This window comes from Curtobacterium sp. PhB130 (genome assembly GCF_003755165.1).
In the GTDB taxonomy this organism is placed as follows: Bacteria; Actinomycetota; Actinomycetes; order Actinomycetales; family Microbacteriaceae; genus Curtobacterium.
Genome location: NZ_RKII01000010.1, coordinates 181,750 through 196,981 on the forward strand (window position 1 = coordinate 181,750; position 15,232 = coordinate 196,981).

The 15,232-nt window shown below is 72.8% G+C and carries 17 protein-coding genes; 16 read left to right on the plus strand and 1 reads right to left on the minus strand.

All coding sequences use genetic code 11. The features are described from left to right. Nucleotides 1-50: 50 nt before the first annotated feature. The 5 genes from rpoZ to EDF24_RS16590 are packed head-to-tail and all read left to right on the plus strand — an operon-like array spanning nucleotide 51 to nucleotide 5,975. Complete coding sequence (gene rpoZ / locus EDF24_RS16570) at nucleotides 51-317, plus strand: DNA-directed RNA polymerase subunit omega (RefSeq protein ID WP_056124209.1); 267 nt, start codon at nucleotides 51-53, stop codon at nucleotides 315-317. A 5-nt stretch (nucleotides 318-322) separates the two neighbouring features. Then, on the plus strand, nucleotides 323-1,534 hold the full coding sequence (gene metK, locus EDF24_RS16575; protein ID WP_185017084.1) for a methionine adenosyltransferase: 1,212 nt from the start codon (nucleotides 323-325) through the stop codon (nucleotides 1,532-1,534). 7 nt (nucleotides 1,535-1,541) lie between these two features. Next, entirely contained in the window at nucleotides 1,542-3,524 is a 1,983-nt protein-coding gene (locus EDF24_RS16580; RefSeq protein ID WP_123704302.1) for a primosomal protein N', read from the plus strand. Between the two features lie 13 nt (nucleotides 3,525-3,537). Beyond that, nucleotides 3,538-4,482: a methionyl-tRNA formyltransferase gene (gene fmt, locus EDF24_RS16585; RefSeq protein WP_123704304.1), complete on the plus strand. Its 945-nt coding sequence runs from the start codon at nucleotides 3,538-3,540 to the stop codon at nucleotides 4,480-4,482. Then, the gene (locus EDF24_RS16590; protein WP_123704306.1) at nucleotides 4,479-5,975 is read left to right on the plus strand and encodes an RsmB/NOP family class I SAM-dependent RNA methyltransferase; all 1,497 of its coding nucleotides are present in this window, start codon (nucleotides 4,479-4,481) and stop codon (nucleotides 5,973-5,975) included. Before fmt ends, EDF24_RS16590 begins: the two co-directional genes overlap by 4 nt. Before the next feature lie 150 nt (nucleotides 5,976-6,125). On the opposite strand, the gene EDF24_RS16595 is transcribed toward EDF24_RS16590, so the two are convergent. Further along, nucleotides 6,126-6,689 (minus strand): hypothetical protein, encoded by a 564-nt coding sequence (locus EDF24_RS16595; RefSeq protein ID WP_123653553.1) that lies wholly within the window; start codon nucleotides 6,687-6,689, stop codon nucleotides 6,126-6,128. A 35-nt stretch (nucleotides 6,690-6,724) separates the two neighbouring features. On the opposite strand from EDF24_RS16595, the gene rpe reads away from it, so the two are divergent. The 11 genes from rpe (at nucleotide 6,725) to trpA (ending at nucleotide 15,179) form a co-directional block, all read left to right on the plus strand. Continuing rightward, nucleotides 6,725-7,390, plus strand: coding sequence for a ribulose-phosphate 3-epimerase (gene rpe, locus EDF24_RS16600; RefSeq protein ID WP_123704308.1), 666 nt, complete (start codon nucleotides 6,725-6,727; stop codon nucleotides 7,388-7,390). A 9-nt stretch (nucleotides 7,391-7,399) separates the two neighbouring features. Continuing rightward, entirely contained in the window at nucleotides 7,400-7,663 is a 264-nt protein-coding gene (locus EDF24_RS16605; protein ID WP_071275117.1) for a phosphoribosyl-ATP diphosphatase, read from the plus strand. A 62-nt stretch (nucleotides 7,664-7,725) separates the two neighbouring features. Continuing rightward, nucleotides 7,726-8,565, plus strand: coding sequence for an ATP phosphoribosyltransferase (gene hisG / locus EDF24_RS16610; protein WP_123704310.1), 840 nt, complete (start codon nucleotides 7,726-7,728; stop codon nucleotides 8,563-8,565). Continuing rightward, nucleotides 8,562-9,350, plus strand: a complete 789-nt coding sequence (gene hisF, locus EDF24_RS16615; protein ID WP_243698366.1) for an imidazole glycerol phosphate synthase subunit HisF — start codon at nucleotides 8,562-8,564, stop codon at nucleotides 9,348-9,350. The genes hisG and hisF overlap by 4 nt, the downstream gene beginning before the upstream one ends. A 7-nt stretch (nucleotides 9,351-9,357) precedes the next feature. After that, a complete protein-coding gene (gene hisI / locus EDF24_RS16620; protein ID WP_123653550.1) occupies nucleotides 9,358-9,750 on the plus strand; it encodes a phosphoribosyl-AMP cyclohydrolase in 393 nt (130 codons plus the stop codon). Then, nucleotides 9,747-11,312 (plus strand): anthranilate synthase component I, encoded by a 1,566-nt coding sequence (locus EDF24_RS16625; protein WP_123704312.1) that lies wholly within the window; start codon nucleotides 9,747-9,749, stop codon nucleotides 11,310-11,312. Before hisI ends, EDF24_RS16625 begins: the two co-directional genes overlap by 4 nt. Then, entirely contained in the window at nucleotides 11,309-12,076 is a 768-nt protein-coding gene (locus EDF24_RS16630; RefSeq protein ID WP_123704314.1) for a Trp biosynthesis-associated membrane protein, read from the plus strand. Before EDF24_RS16625 ends, EDF24_RS16630 begins: the two co-directional genes overlap by 4 nt. Then, entirely contained in the window at nucleotides 12,063-12,302 is a 240-nt protein-coding gene (locus EDF24_RS16635) for a DUF6704 family protein (protein ID WP_123653547.1), read from the plus strand. The genes EDF24_RS16630 and EDF24_RS16635 overlap by 14 nt, the downstream gene beginning before the upstream one ends. Nucleotides 12,303-12,318: 16 nt before the next feature. Then, nucleotides 12,319-13,092 (plus strand): indole-3-glycerol phosphate synthase TrpC, encoded by a 774-nt coding sequence (gene trpC / locus EDF24_RS16640; protein ID WP_123704403.1) that lies wholly within the window; start codon nucleotides 12,319-12,321, stop codon nucleotides 13,090-13,092. Nucleotides 13,093-13,158: 66 nt separating this feature from the next. After that, on the plus strand, nucleotides 13,159-14,373 hold the full coding sequence (gene trpB / locus EDF24_RS16645) for a tryptophan synthase subunit beta (protein WP_123653546.1): 1,215 nt from the start codon (nucleotides 13,159-13,161) through the stop codon (nucleotides 14,371-14,373). Then, complete coding sequence (gene trpA / locus EDF24_RS16650) at nucleotides 14,370-15,179, plus strand: tryptophan synthase subunit alpha (RefSeq protein ID WP_123704316.1); 810 nt, start codon at nucleotides 14,370-14,372, stop codon at nucleotides 15,177-15,179. Before trpB ends, trpA begins: the two co-directional genes overlap by 4 nt. Nucleotides 15,180-15,232 lie beyond the last annotated feature (53 nt).

Here is a 15,232-nt window from a genome sequence, read left to right on the forward strand (position 1 = left end):
CGCGCGCCGTGCCCACGGGCACGACTCATCCTTCGTTGACTGGAGACACCATGGCCAACCCCCAGGGCATCATCGACCCGCCCATCGACGACCTGCTGTCCAAGGTCGAGTCGAAGTACGCGCTCGTCATCTTCGCGTCGAAGCGTGCGCGCCAGATCAACGACTACTACGCCGACCTGCACGAGGGCTCGCTCTTCGACAACGTCGGTCCGCTCGTCGACTCCACGATCGACGACAAGCCGCTGTCGGTGGCCCTCCACGAGATCAACGAGGACAAGCTCACCGTCACCAAGCAGCAGCCGCAGCCCACCGTCTGATCCCGGTGACGTCCAGCACGCTGCGCCTCTTCACGTCCGAGTCGGTGACGGAGGGGCACCCCGACAAGATCTGCGACCAGATCTCGGACAGCATCCTCGACGCCCTGCTCACGGTGGACCCGCACGCGCGCGTCGCCGTGGAGACCATGGTGACGACCGGACTCGTGCACGTCGCGGGTGAAGTCACCACGTCGGGCTACGTCGAGATCCCGAAGATCGTCCGCGACGTCATCACGGGCATCGGGTACAACTCGTCGGAGGTCTCCTTCGACGGCCACACCTGTGGCGTCGAGGTCTCGATCGGCGCGCAGTCGCCGGACATCGCCCAGGGCGTCGACGAGTCGCTCGACTCGCGCTCCGGCGCCGTCGACCCGCTCGACCGCCAGGGCGCAGGCGACCAGGGCATCATGTTCGGCTTCGCGACGAACGAGACCCCGGAGTACATGCCCGTCGCGATCTGGCTCGCGCACCGTCTGGCCGAGCGTCTCGCCGCCGTGCGCAAGTCCGGCGAGCTGACGTTCCTGCGCCCCGACGGCAAGACCCAGGTCACGGTCGGGTACGACGGCGTCGTCCCGAAGACCGTCGAGACCGTCGTCGTGTCGACGCAGCACTCGCCGAGCGTCACGCTCGACGAGCTCACCGCGGCGATCACCGAGCACGTCATCCGTCCGGTCCTCGACCTCGTCGACCTGGACTCCTCGCACGTCGACGTCATCGTGAACCCGACCGGCCGCTTCGAGATCGGCGGCCCCCAGGGCGACGCCGGCCTCACCGGTCGCAAGGTCATCGTGGACACCTACGGCGGTGCCTCCCGGCACGGCGGTGGTGCGTTCAGCGGCAAGGACCCGTCGAAGGTGGACCGTTCGGCCGCCTACGCGCTCCGCTGGGTCGCGAAGAACGCCGTCGCCGCTGGTCTCGCCGACCGGCTGGAGGTCCAGGTCGCCTACGCGATCGGCCGTGCCGCCCCGGTCGGGCTGTACGTCGAGTCGTTCGGCACCGGACACGTCGACGACGCCACCATCGAAGCGGCGATCCGCAGCGTGTTCGACCTCCGTCCGGCCGCGATCATCCGCGACCTCGACCTGCTCAAGCCGCGCTACGCGCAGACCGCGACCTACGGCCACTTCGGCCGCGAGCTCCCCGGCTTCACCTGGGAGCAGCTCGACCGCGTCGACGCGCTCCGCGAAGCCGCAGGACTCGTCGCCGCCGCGGTCTGACCACCGCGTGACCACCGTCGCGCGCGTCGTCCTCGACTCGCCGCTCCCGCAGTTGGACCGTCTGTTCGACTACCGGGTGCCGGCCGAGCTCGAGGACGACTGCGTGCCGGGGGTCCGCGTGAAGGTCCCGCTCCGCACCGGCGCCCGGATGTCCGACGCGTACGTGGTCGAGGTCGTCGACGAGGGCGCGTTCCCCGGGGAGCTCAGTCAGATCGAGACGCTCGTGAGCCCGGTGCCGGTGCTCGCGCCGGAGATCTGGACGCTCGCCCGCGCCGTCGCCGACCGTGCCGCGGGTGTCGCGTCCGACGTGCTGCGGCTCGCGGTGCCGACCCGGCAGGTCCGCGCCGAGAAGGCCTGGCTCGCCCGGGATCCCGAGCAGGTGCTGCCGGCGGTCGACGCCCCTGCCGTCACGGGCTACGCCGAGGGGGTCGTCGAGGAGATCGTCGCGACGAACGGCCGTGCTGCCGTCGCCGCGGTCCCGCACCCCGTGCAGCTCGACGCCGCGGCCGGAGACACGGGCTGGGTCCCCGGCTGGGCAGCCACCCTCGCGCAGGCCGCCGCCCGGACCCTCGCCACCGAGCGTTCCGCCGTCCTCGCGGTGCCGGACTTCCGCGACGTGATGGACCTCGAGCGCGCGCTGCTCGCCCTGGTGCCGGCCGAACGGGTCGTCCGGTTCGACGCGAAGCAGACCAACGGGCAGCGGGCGAAGGCGCTCCTGCAGGCCCGGACGCACCCGGTCGTCGCGATCGGGAACCGCACCGCGATGTACGCCCCGGCCGGCGACCTCGGCCTCATCGCGATGTGGGACGACGGCGACGCCTCGTTCATCGAGCAGCGCGCACCGTACGTGCACACCCGCGACGTCGCGCTCGTCCGTGCGGCGCAGTCCGGCGCGTCGCTCCTGTTCCTCGCGCACGCCAGGAGCACCGACGTGCAGCGGCTCGTCGAGCTCGGCTGGCTCGACGACGTCGTGCCGTACCGCCAGGCGGTGCCGCACGTCGTCCCGACGGCGCAGCAGGTGAACGCCGACGGTCCCGCGGCCCAGGCCCGCATCCCGTCGAGCGCCTGGCGCGCCGCACGAGAGGCGAGCCGCACCGGCCCCGTCCTCGTGCAGGTCGCGAACCCGGGCTTCGGCACCGGGCTCGTCTGCGCGGACTGCGGGGAGCGCGCGCACTGCCGGGTCTGCGGCGGACCGCTCGGTGCCCCGACGCACGGTGCCGTCCCGCAGTGCCGGTTCTGCGGCGCCCTCGCCGCGGGGTACCGCTGCCCGACGTGCGGCGGCGGCGAGCTCAAGGCCGTCGGACAGGGGGCGCAGCGCACCGCCGACGAACTCGGCCGGGCGTTCCCCGGCACGCGCATCGTGGTCGCCGACGGCTCCCGGCCGATCGACGAGGTCCCCGCGAAGCCCGCCGTGGTGGTGGCCACCCGCGGCGCCGAACCGTCGACACCCGGCGGGTACGCCTGCGTGCTGCTCCTCGATGGCGAGAAGATGCTCGGCCGCGAAGGACTGCGCGTGCAGGAGGAGGTGCTGCGCTTCTGGACCAACGCCGCCGCGAAGGGTGCACCTGGTGCGGAGGTGTACCTCGTCGGCATCGGCGGGAAGCTCGCGACGGCGATGGCCCTCTGGCAGCTCGACGGTCCCGCGCACGACGAGCTCGTCGACCGCCGGGAACTCCTCTTCCCGCCGGCCGTCCGGGTCGCCACGCTCTCCGGCACCGAGGCCGCGGTGACCGCAGCGGTCGAGGCCCTCGGCGAGGCGCCCGTCGGTCCGGTCCTCGGTCCGGTGCCGGTGGACGACCCGATCCCGGGGACCGTCCGCGCCATCGTGCGCTTCCCCTACGCGCACGGCGCCGAGGTCGCGGCGACCATCAAGGCCGAGGTGATCCGGCGCTCGTCCACCCGTCGTGTGCTCCCCGGGGGCGCCAAGCGCCGCTCGGCCCCGGCGCTCCGGGCGCGGCTCGACGACGCCGAGCCCTTCTCCGAAGTCTGAGAGACTGGAACCCATGCGTCTCGTCGTCGCCGGCAGCCCCGCTGCGGCCGTCCCCACCCTCCGCCGGCTCGCGGCATCCGACCACGAGATCGCCGCGGTGCTCACCCGTCCGCCGACCCCGCAGGGCCGGAAGCGCGTGCTCACGCCGACCCCGGTCGCACAGGTCGCCGCGGAGCTCGGACTGCCCGTGATCGAGGCCTCCCGCGTCGACGAGGCCGTCACCGCGCAGCTCGCCGCGCTCGACGTCGACCTCGGCGTCATCGTCGCCTACGGCGCGCTGCTCCGCCGCGCCGCGCTCGACACGCCCCGACACGGCTGGGTCAACCTGCACTTCTCCGAGCTCCCCGCGTACCGCGGCGCGGCTCCGGTGCAGCGTGCGGTGATGGCCGGCGACACCCGCACGGCCGCCACGGTGTTCCAGCTCGTCGAGGCGCTCGACGCCGGTCCCGTGTACGCCTCCGAGCCGTTCACCATCGACCCCGAAGCCACCTCCGGTGAGGTCCTCACCGCGATGGCCGAGACCGGTGCCGAGGTGGTCGCGCGGGTCGTCGACGACATCGCCGCCGGCACCGCGGTCGCCACCGAGCAGGTCGGCGAGCCGACGACGGCGCCGAAGACCACCCTCGACGACGGCCGCATCGACTTCGCGCAGCCCGCCGCGGCCGTGCACGCCCGCATCCGCGGCGTCACACCAGAGCCGGGCGCGTTCACGCACCTGGGGGAGACCCGGGTCAAGGTGCTGCGGGCGCAGCGTCCGGACCACCAGCCGGGAGGCCCGGGAGACCCCGCCCCGTCGCTCGCGCCCGGTGCGCTCCGCGTCCTCGGCGGTCGGCTGTTCGTCGGGACCGCCGACGACGCGCTCGTGCTCACCGAGGTGCAGCCGGCCGGCAAGAAGGCGATGGACGCCGCCGCCTGGGCCCGTGGCCTCGGCACGCTCGACGGGAAGGTCTTCGCATGAGCCCGCACCAGCAGCAGCAGCCCCGGACCGTCCGCGGTCCGAGCGCCCGCCGTGTCGCGTACGACGTCATCCGGGCCGTCCAGGTCGACGACGCGTACGCGAACCTCCTGCTCCCCACCCGGATCCGCCGCGCCGCACTGTCCGCGCGGGACGCCGGGTTCGCCACCGAGCTCACCTACGGCACCATCCGGATGATCGGCCGCTACGACGCGATCGTCGAGGCCGCGTCCGGACGCCGTGTCGCCAACATCGAGGCCGACGTGCTCGACGTGATGCGGCTCGGCGTGCACCAGCTCCTCGCGATGCGCACCCCGACGCACGCCGCCGTCTCCGCGACCGTCGAGCTCGCCCGGGAGGTCGGCGCCCACCGTGCCACCGGTTTCGTGAACGCCGTGATGCGCAAGGTCGCCGCGAAGAGCCCGGAGGACTGGGACGCCGAGATCACCCGTGGCCTGTCCGGCGACGACCTGCTCGCGACGCGCTGGTCCCACCCGGCGTGGGTGGTGTCCTCGCTCCGCGACGCGCTGGCCGCCGAGCGGTCCCGCGACGAGCTCGTGGCACTGCTGGCCGCCGACGACGTCGCCCCGCGCGTGCAGCTCGCCGCGCTGCCCGGACTCGCGACCGAGGCCGACGTGGCCGCGGTGACCGCTGCCGTGACGGCGACCGACGACGAACCGACGGCCGACGACGTGACCGGAGCCGAGCCTCCCGTCGGTGTCGGTGCAGAGGTCGTGGCGGACGCGGACGCCCTGCCGGTCTCGCCCGTCGGGATCCGCGGCGTCACCGGCGACCCCGCGCGGGTGCCGGGTGTCGCCGCCGGACGGCTCCGCGTGCAGGACGAGGGCTCGCAGCTCGCGGCGCTGGCGCTCAGCCGGGCGTCCGCGGTGCGCGCGGGGGAGCGGTGGCTGGACCTGTGCGCCGGACCCGGCGGCAAGGCGGCGCTCCTCGCCGCCGAGGCCGCACAGGGCGGTGCGACCCTCGTCGCCAACGAGCTCGTCCCCGCGCGTGCCGGGCTCGTCCGGAAGGCCCTCGCGGACTTCGGCGAGACCGTCACCGTCGTCGAGGGCGATGCCCGTCGCTACGGACTCGACGGCGCCGGCGTGACGTACGACCGGGTGCTGCTCGACGCGCCGTGCACCGGGCTCGGGGCGCTCCGGCGTCGCCCGGAGGCGCGCTGGCGGAAGGTACCGGAGGACGTCCAGGAGCTCGCGGTCCTGCAGGCCGAACTGCTCGACGCAGCCGTGCGGGTGCTGGCGCCCGGCGGGACGCTGGCGTACGTGACGTGCTCGCCGCACCTCGCGGAGACGCGCGGGCAGGTCGACGCGCTGATGGCGCGGCACGGTGACGTGCTCGAGCAGGTCGACACGGCCGCGGTCGTGCGGTCCGTGGCCGCGCGGGACCCGCAGGTCGCGGACGGCAACACGGCGCAGCTGTGGCCGCACCGGGTCGGCACGGACGCGATGTTCATCGCGCTGTTCCGGCGGGTCGCCTGACGGATTGCACCGCGTGCCGCCCGCGTGATATGTTGGCTGGACAAGACCGGTTCCGCCTGCTCCGCAGGTCCAGGGCCGGTCCTTTTTTCGGCCGGGGGAGGCGACGGGTGGGAGCGCCGAAGCCGTTTCGGTCGTACGAGGTCTCCGCGGTCAGCGGTCGACGCGGAAGCTGAAGGCGGGCTTCGTCACGAGCCTGGCCGCCGCACGCACGAACCGGGCACCTTTGCCCGGGGTGCCGTCCGGGGCCGGAGCACGGTGCTCCTCGGCCTCGCGGATGCGCCAGGCGAGGTCGGTGCCGCGAGCCTGGTACGCAACGCGCTCCATCGCCTCCAAGACGTGCTTCTCGGCGACGTCGATCGTCACCACGGCGGGCGCGGCCGTACTCGACGCTGCGGTGCGCAGCACTGCCTCGACGGCGCTCACCCCTTCGTGAACCTGCGGGTAGGCAAGGCCGAGGCCGCCGGACATGACCAACCGGAGGGCCACCGACACCGGCTTCCCGTGGTCCAGTTCGTCGACCCGCACCTGCCCCCGACCTCCGCCGTGCTCCCACCGGCGGGCATCGCCGTGCGCGAGGAAGAAGGCGAAGTCCACCGCCTCGTGGACGTCCTCGAGTGCTCCGATCGTCTCGCTCAGCGGCACACCACGGTCCTCGGCGAACTCGACCCGCACGCGGATCGACTCCCCGTCCGAGCGGATCTGGTCATCGGTCACGATCTGCAGCCTACGGGCGCCGGTAGGGTGGTGCGGTGACGATCCGCATCTCGCCGAGCATCCTGTCCGCCGACTTCGCGAACCTCGAGCGGGAGCTCGACCGGATCGCGACCGCCGACATGGTGCACGTCGACGTGATGGACAACCACTTCGTGCCGAACCTGACGCTCGGCCTCCCGATCGTGCAGCGCCTGCAGGAGGTCTCCCCGGTGCCGCTCGACGTCCACCTGATGATCACCGACGCCGACACCGAGGCCCCGAAGTACGCCGAGACCGGCGCCGCGAGCGTGACGTTCCACTTCGAGGCGGCGACCGACCCGATCGCCACCGCCGCCGCGATCCGCTCGAACGGCGCCCGCGCGGCCGTCGCGGTGAAGCCCGGCACGCCGATCGCCCCCGTGCTCGCGCACCTGGACGCCTACGACATGATCCTGCTGATGACCGTCGAGCCCGGGTTCGGTGGCCAGTCCTTCATGCCCGAGGTGATGCCGAAGCTCGCCGACGCACGCGCCGCGGTCGACGCCTCCGGGCTCGACGTCTGGCTCGAGGTCGACGGCGGCATCTCGGTCGAGACCGTGCCGACGGCCGTGCGGAGCGGAGCCGACACCCTGGTCGCCGGGTCCGCGGTCTACGGCGGCGAGCCGGAGCCGCGCATCCGGGACCTCCGCGACGCGGCGCAACGTGCGCTCGCGGGACGGTAGCCTGGGAGCGTGAAGACGTTCGACGAGCTGTTCGCGGAGCTGACCGAGAAGGCCGCATCGCGCCCCGAGGGCTCCGGCACCGTCGCCGAACTGGACGCCGGCGTGCACCAGATCGGCAAGAAGATCGTGGAGGAAGCGGCCGAGGTCTGGATGGCGGCCGAGTACGAGGGTGACGTCCGCACGGCTGAGGAGATCTCCCAGCTCGTGTACCACCTGCAGGTGCTCATGGTCGCGAAGGGCCTCACCCCGGCGGACGTCTGGCGACATCTGTAGGACGCGCTCCGGCGCACCCACAGAGAAGTCACCGACCCCGCCGACAGAAAGCAGACCCCCTGATGCTCCGCATCGCCGTGCCCAACAAGGGTTCCCTGTCCGAGACCGCCTCCGAGATGCTGCGGGAGGCCGGGTACGCCGGTCGCCGTGACCCGAAGGCCCTGCACCTGGTCGACGAGCGCAACGGGGTGGAGTTCTTCTACCTCCGTCCGCGTGACATCGCCACGTACGTCGGCTCCGGCGCACTCGACGTCGGCATCACCGGCCGTGACCTGCTGCTCGACTCCGGGTCCGCCGCGCACGAGGTCGAAGCGCTCGGGTTCGCCGACTCCACGTTCCGCTTCGCCGGGACGCCCGGTCGGTTCTCCTCCTTGCAGGACCTCGACGGCGTCCGGGTCGCGACGAGCTACCCGGGCCTCGTGGGCGAGTTCCTCGGCCGGCACGGCGTGACGGCGACCCTGGTGCAGCTCGACGGCGCGGTGGAGAGCGCGGTGCGCCTCGGCGTGGCCGACGCGGTCGCCGACGTCGTGTCCACCGGCAGCACCCTCCGCCAGGCCGGCCTGGAGATCTTCGGCCCGGTCATCCTCGAGTCGACGGCGCTGCTCATCAGCACCGACGAGACCATCGCCGGCATCGACGTGCTGCGCCGGCGGCTGCAGGGCGTCCTCGTCGCACGCGGCTACGTGATGCTCGACTACGACATCCCGACCGACCTGCTCGAGCAAGCGACCGCGATCGCGTCGGGCATCGAGTCCCCGACGGTGTCGCCGCTGCACGGCCGGGACTGGTCCGCCGTCCGGGTGATGATCCCGAAGGACGACGCCAACCTCATCATGGACGCGCTCTACGACCTCGGCGCCCGCGCCATCCTCGTGAGCCCGATCCACGCCGCACGCCTGTGAACGCCGACGTGGCCGGCGCGCTCGGCGGCGTCGCGATCCGCGTCGTGCCCTGCCTCGACGTCTCCGGCGGCCGCGTGGTCAAGGGCGTCAACTTCCTCGACCTGCAGGACGCCGGCGACCCGGTGGAGCTCGCCGCGCGGTACTACGAGCAGGGCGCCGACGAGCTGACCTTCCTCGACGTCGGCGCGACGGTGGAGAACCGCGCGACGATGTACGAGACCGTGACCCGGACCGCCGAGCAGGTCTTCATCCCGCTGACCGTCGGCGGCGGCGTGCGGAGCGTCGACGACGTGTCCCGCCTGCAGCAGTGCGGCGCGGACAAGATCGGCGTGAACAGCGCCGCGATCGCCCGACCCGACCTCGTCGGTGAGATCGCCGACCGGTTCGGGGCGCAGGCCGTCGTGCTCTCGCTCGACGTCAAGCGCTCCGACCGGATGCCGTCCGGCTTCGTCGTCACCACGCACGGCGGGCGTACCGAGACCGACATCGACGCGGTCGCCTGGGCACGCGAAGCCGTCGAGCGGGGCGCGGGGGAGCTCCTCGTGAACTCGATCGACGCCGACGGCACGAAGAACGGCTTCGACCTCGAACTCGTCCGTGCCGTGCGCGCCGTGTCCACCGTCCCGGTGATCGCCTCCGGCGGCGCCGGGCGCGTCGAGCACTTCGCCCCGGCCGTCGACGCCGGGGCCGATGCGGTGCTCGCGGCGAGCGTGTTCCACCGCGGCGAGATGACCATCGGCGACGTCAAGGCAGCGCTCCGGGAGACCGGGCACGCCGTACGCTAGGAGCCTCATGACCGACAGCACCAGCACCAGCACCGATGCGGTCCTCGACCGCGCGCGCTTCGGTGCGGACGGGCTGCTCCCGGCAGTCGTGCAAGAGGAGTCGTCCAAGGACGTCCTCATGCTCGGCTACATGGACCGGGAAGCCCTCCGCCGCACCCTGACCGAGGGGCGGGTGACCTTCTGGTCCCGCTCGCGGCAGGAGTACTGGCGGAAGGGCGACACCTCCGGACACGCGCAGTACGTGCGCGCCGCGGCGTTCGACTGCGACGCGGACACCCTCCTCGTCACCGTGCAGCAGGTCGGTGCCGCGTGCCACACCGGGGCGCACCGCTGCTTCGACGTCGACCCGCTCGACCCGACGACCGCGACCGCACCCGACACGACGGGGGCGACCCGATGACGAACGCGACCACGTCGCCTGCCCCGGCGGTCTCCGACGAGCCGCACACGACCTCCCGTCCGGAGTTCGACGACCTGGTGGCGGACGGCCACCGCGTCGTCCCGGTGGTGCGTGCGCTGTACGCCGACAGCGAGACCCCGGTCGGCGTCTACCGGAAGCTGGCCGACGGCCGGCCCGGTTCCTTCCTGCTCGAGTCCGCCGGACAGGGCGGTCTCTGGTCCCGCTGGTCCTTCGTCGGCGTGCGGAGCTTCGGCGTCCTGACGCAGGAGGGTGACCACGCCGCGTGGATCGACACCGGCATGAGCGCCGAGCGCGCCGTCGGGTCGCTCGACGGCGAACCGCTCCACGTCCTGGCACGGCTCCACGAGCGCTGGGCGACCCCGCGCGTCCCCGGCACACCGCCGCTCGTCGGCGGGACCGTCGGGTTCATCGGCTGGGAAGCCGTCCGGCAGCTCGAACACCTGCCGAACGTCCCGCCGGCCGACTTCGACGTCCCCGGGCAGTCGCTCGCCTTCGTCGCGGAGCTCGCCGCCCTCGACCACCGCACCGGGCTCGTGCTGCTCGTCGCGAGTGCGCTGAACGACGGCACCGACGACGCCGACACGCTGTGGGCCGGGGCGCAGGAACGACTCGACCGGATGCAGGCCGACCTCGTGCAGCCGAGCATCGCCACCGTCGCCGAGGCGTTCGAGATGGCCGAGCCGACCCCGACGCACCGGTCGACGCCGGACGAGTACATGGCCTCGGTCGTGCGCTCGAAGGACTTCATCCGCGACGGCGACGTCTTCCAGGTCGTCATCTCGCAGCGCTTCGACCACGACGTCACGGCGGACCCGCTCGACGTGTACCGGGTGCTCCGCACGCTCAACCCGAGCCCGTACATGTACTACCTGTCGCTGCAGGACACCGCGGGCAAGCCGTTCTGGATCGTCGGCGCGTCCCCGGAAGCACTCGTCAAGGTGCAGGGCGGCCGGGCGATCACGCACCCGATCGCCGGTTCACGCCCGCGCGGCGCGACGCCGGAAGAAGACGTCCGCTTCGGCGAGGACCTGCTCGAGGACCCGAAGGAGCGCGCCGAGCACCTGATGCTCGTGGACCTCTCCCGGAACGACCTGCAGAAGGTCTGCGAACCCGGCACCGTCGCGGTGACCGAGTTCATGACCGTCGAGCGGTTCAGCCACATCATGCACCTCGTGTCGAGCGTCGAGGGCGTCCTGCGTCCGGACGCCTCGGCGATCGACGTGTTCCGGGCGACGTTCCCCGCCGGGACCCTGTCCGGTGCGCCGAAGCCGCGCGCGCTGGAGATCATCGACGAGCTCGAACCCGCCAAGCGCGGGGCGTACGCGGGGGTCGTCGGCTACTTCGACTTCGCCGGGGACGCCGACCTCGCGATCGCGATCCGCACCGCGCTCATCCAGGACGGCGTCGCCCGCGTGCAGGCCGGTGCCGGTCTCGTCGCGGACTCCGACCCCGCGACCGAGCACGCCGAGGCGGTCAACAAGGCAGCGGCGCCGCTCCGGGCCGTCGCCACCGCCAACCGGATGCGGGAGGTCCGTTCGTGAAGCGCTCGCGCCCGCTCGTCGTCGTCATCGGGCTCGCCGTCGCCGGCATCGTGATGCTCTCCTGGACCCAGACCTGGTTCACGGTGCACCTCGACACGTCCGCCGCGGTCACCTCGACCGTGGTGGCCGACGGGTCCAAGGCCGTCCCGCAGTTCACCGCGCTGGCGATCGCGTCGCTCGCGCTGTTCCTCGCGATGACCATCGCCGGCAAGGTCGTCCGCATCGTGCTCGCCGCGATCGAGATCCTGCTCGGCCTCGGCATCGTGGTCTCCGGCATCACCGCGCTCCGTGACCCGGTCGGCGCCGCGAAGGGCGCCATCGGGGACGTCGCGGGCGTCAGCGACCTCGCTGCCGTCCGGCGCATCGTGACGAGCGTCGACGTGAGCGCGTGGCCGGCCGTGGGCATCGCCGGGGGAGTCCTCGCGGTGCTGCTCGGGGTCGTCGTGCTCGTCGTGCAGCGGTCCTGGCCCGGGCCGAGCCGGAAGTACGCGGCGAACCCGGCGGGGACCGCGCCGAAGGCCGCTCCGGTCCAGCGCGACGCGATCGTGGACTGGGACGACCTGAGCGCCGGGGTGGACCCGACGGACGCCGCTGCCGTGGACGGGCCCGACGCCGCTGTCGTGGGCGCGCCCGACGCCACCGTGGTGGACGCGCCCGACGCCGCCGTGGTGGAGCCGACCGGAGCCGACGACACGATAGGATCGGGAGTGCGCCGGTCGACCGACGGCGCCACCGACCACGAGGAGCACCGTGAGCACCACTGAGCCCGCAGAACTCGGCGAAGGCCACTCGCCGGCAGCCTGGACGTCCGTCATCATCATGCTGGTGGCGTTCGCGATCGGCACGATCTGCTTCTGGTTCAGCATCGTGTGGGGTGTCTGGGCCGCTGCCGCGCTGCTCGTCGTCGGACTCATCGTCGGCTACGTGATGGGCAAGGCCGGCTACGGCGTCAACGGTCCGAAGTACGTCGCCAAGCACCACAACGAGTAGGCCCGGCATGCCGAACGTGCTCGAGACCCTCGTCGCGGGCGCGCTCGAGGACGCCGCAGCCCGTCGCCTCGACCGCCCGTACTCGGACGTCGAACGCGACCTCGACCGGGTGGCATCGCCGCTCGACGCCCTCGACTTCCTCGCCCCCGGTGACCGGGTCAAGGTCCTCGCCGAGGTCAAGCGGGCCAGCCCGTCGCGCGGTTCGATGGCCCCGATCGCTGACCCGGCTGCCCTCGCGGCCGAGTACGAGCGTGGCGGTGCCTCCGCGATCAGCGTGCTGACCGAGGGACGCAAGTTCCTCGGCACGCTCGCCGACCTCGAAGCGGTGAAGGCCCGCGTCACCGTCCCGGTGCTCCGCAAGGACTTCATCGCCGACCCGTACCAGGTGATCGAGGCGCGGGCGTCCGGAGCGGACCTCGTGCTGCTCATCGTCGCCGCGCTCGACCAGCCGCAGCTGACCGAGCTGCACGCCCTGGCGGAGGAACTCGGCATGCGCGTCCTCGTCGAGGCCCACTCCGCGGACGAAGTCGCCCGTGGCCTCGACGCCGGTGCCCGCATCCTCGGGATCAACGCCCGTGACCTCACCGACTTCTCGCTCGACCGCGACCTCTTCGGCTCGCTCGCCGACCGGATCCCCACCGGGGTCGTCCGCGTCGCCGAGTCCGCGGTGTCCGGTCCCGACGACGTCGCCCACTACCGCGCAGCGGGTGCCGACGTCGTCCTGGTCGGGGAAGCGCTCGTGACCGGCGCCGACCCCGCAGCAGCCCTCGCGTCGTTCCTCGACGCCTGACATCCCGTCCGGCCCCGCGCCGGACAGATCCGTCCGGCACCGTCCGGACTCGTCTGGAGCACCATCGTGACCTCACTCCGCGACCTCCACGGCCCGTACTTCGGCGACTTCGGCGGACGGTTCGTCCCCGAGTCCCTCGTGCTGGCGCTCGACGAGCTCGAAGCCGCGTTCCGCGAAGCCTGGGCGGACCCGGCCTTCCACGCCGAACTCGACGCCCTGCAGCGTGACTACACCGGTCGGCCGTCGATCATCACCGAGGTGCCCCGGTTCGCCAAGCACGCCGGTGGCGCCCGGGTGATCCTCAAGCGCGAGGACCTCAACCACACCGGCTCGCACAAGATCAACAACGTGCTCGGCCAGGCCCTCGTGGCGAAGCGGCTCGGCAAGACCCGCCTCATCGCCGAGACGGGTGCGGGTCAGCACGGCGTCGCCACCGCCACGGCCGCCGCCCTGTTCGGGATGGACTGCGTCGTGTACATGGGCGCCGTCGACACCGACCGTCAGGCGCTCAACGTCGCGCGGATGCGGCTGCTCGGCGCCGAGGTGATCCCGGTCGAGACCGGCTCGAAGACCCTCAAGGACGCGATCAACGACGCGCTCCGCGACTGGGTGGCGAACGTCGACTCCACGCACTACCTGCTCGGCACGGTCGCCGGCCCGCACCCCTTCCCGGAGATGGTCCGCGAGTTCCACAAGGTGATCGGCGTCGAGGCGCGCCAGCAGGTCCTCGACCTCGTCGGCCGCCTGCCGGACGCCGTCGCCGCGTGCGTCGGCGGCGGGTCGAACGCGATGGGCATCTTCGAGGCGTTCCTCGACGACGAGTCCGTCCGGTTGCACGGGTACGAAGCGGGTGGCGACGGCGTCGAGACCGGTCGGCACGCGGCGAGCATCACGCTCGGGCGTTCCGGTGTGCTGCAGGGGGCGAAGTCGTACCTGATGCAGGACGAGGACGGCCAGACCATCGAGAGCCACAGCATCTCCGCCGGCCTCGACTACCCGAGCGTCGGGCCCGAGCACGCGTACCTGGCGTCGATCGGCCGCGCGCAGTACGAGCCGATCACCGACACCGAGGCGATGGAGGCGTTCCGGCTCCTCAGCCGCACCGAGGGCATCATCCCGGCGATCGAGTCGTCGCACGCCCTCGCCGGCGCGATGAAGCTCGGCAAGGAGCTCGGACCGGAGGGCGTCATCCTGGTGAACCTGTCCGGGCGCGGTGACAAGGACGTCGCCTCCGCCAGCCGGTACTTCGGCATCCTCGACGAGAGCGCGGTGCAGCTGTGAGCACGACGAACCCCACCCCGACCCGGACGGTCGCGTCGACGATCGACCGCGCCAACGCCGACCGTGACGGTGCCGTCATCGGCTACCTGCCCGCCGGGTACCCGGACGTGCAGACCAGCGTCGACGCGGCGGTGGCCCTCGCCGAGAACGGCGTCGACGTCATCGAGCTCGGCCTGCCGTACTCCGACCCGGTGATGGACGGCCCGGTCATCCAGCGCGCGGCCGAGGAGTCGCTCGCGAACGGCTTCCGCGTCGCGCAGGTCTTCGACGCGGTCAACCAGATCACCGAGCGGGCCGACGTCCCCGTGCTCGTGATGACGTACTGGAACCCCGTCCTCCGCTACGGCGTGGAGCGGTTCGCAGACGACCTGGTCGCCTCCGGCGCCGCCGGGCTCATCACGCCGGACCTCATCCCGGACGAAGCCCGGGAGTGGATGGACGCCTCCGAGCGCACCGGCCTCGACCGGGTCTTCCTCGCTGCGCCGTCGTCCTCGGACGTCCGGATGCGCCAGGCCGTCGAGGCCAGCCGCGGGTTCGTGTACGCGGTGTCGACGATGGGTGTGACGGGTGCGCGTGCCGGGGTGGACTCCGCCGCGCGCACGGTCGTCTCGCGGCTCCGTGACGCCGGGGTCGCCCGCACGTGCGTCGGCCTCGGGATCTCCACCGCCGACCAGGTGGCCGAGGTCCTCGACTACGCCGACGGTGCGATCGTCGGGTCCGCGTTCGTCCGCGCCCTCGCGGACCTCGGGGTCACGGGCGTCGGCCAGCGCGCAGCGGAGCTGACGGCGGGCGCGCGCCGCCGCTGACGCAGCGTCCCCTGACGATCCGGACGGGAGGCCCGGCTCGCGTCCGCCGGATC

Excerpts from the sequence above, each read along its gene's own strand:
- rpoZ (WP_056124209.1), top strand. The coding sequence starts at position 51 with ATGGCCAACCCCCAGGGCATCATCGACCCGCCCATCGACGACCTGCTG.
- fmt (WP_123704304.1), top strand. The coding sequence starts at position 3,538 with ATGCGTCTCGTCGTCGCCGGCAGCCCCGCTGCGGCCGTCCCCACCCTC.
- EDF24_RS16590 (WP_123704306.1), top strand. The coding sequence starts at position 4,479 with ATGAGCCCGCACCAGCAGCAGCAGCCCCGGACCGTCCGCGGTCCGAGC.
- hisG (WP_123704310.1), top strand. The coding sequence starts at position 7,726 with ATGCTCCGCATCGCCGTGCCCAACAAGGGTTCCCTGTCCGAGACCGCC.
- hisI (WP_123653550.1), top strand. The coding sequence starts at position 9,358 with ATGACCGACAGCACCAGCACCAGCACCGATGCGGTCCTCGACCGCGCG.
- EDF24_RS16625 (WP_123704312.1), top strand. The coding sequence starts at position 9,747 with ATGACGAACGCGACCACGTCGCCTGCCCCGGCGGTCTCCGACGAGCCG.